Origin of the sequence: Bradyrhizobium sp. Ce-3 (assembly GCF_022835695.1) — a bacterium.
Taxonomy (GTDB): domain Bacteria; phylum Pseudomonadota; class Alphaproteobacteria; order Rhizobiales; family Xanthobacteraceae; genus Bradyrhizobium.
In genome coordinates, this window is record NZ_BQUV01000054.1 from 1 (window position 1) to 353 (window position 353).

Sequence of the window (353 nt, forward strand, 5' to 3'; positions counted from 1 at the left end):
CGGCGGCGAAGGAAATGACACGCTTCCCGGGTTCGCGGCGACTGCCTATGCCGGAAACGGGGACGATCAGATCGTGTCGACAGCCAAGGCTTACGGAGGTGACGGGAATGATAGCCTGCTGGGCATCGCGGCGTCGCCCTATGACGACTCGGCTGCCTATGCGGATGGAGGCGCCGGGAACGACTACGTCCAGGCCAGCGACGGACTGAACACGCTGAGCGGCTCGCACCTGTTTGGAGGCGACGGCAACGATACGCTCGAGCTGGTTACGACGGCGTATTATATGAGTGGTGGGGACTTCTTCTACGGGGGTGAAGGCGCGGACCTTCTGTTCATCTCCGGACCCTACGGGC

The 353-nt window shown here is 62.9% G+C and carries 1 pseudogene; it reads left to right on the forward strand.

Annotated elements, in window-relative coordinates:
- Window positions 1-353: pseudogene (locus BRSPCE3_RS35800) on the forward strand (hypothetical protein); the annotation flags it as partial.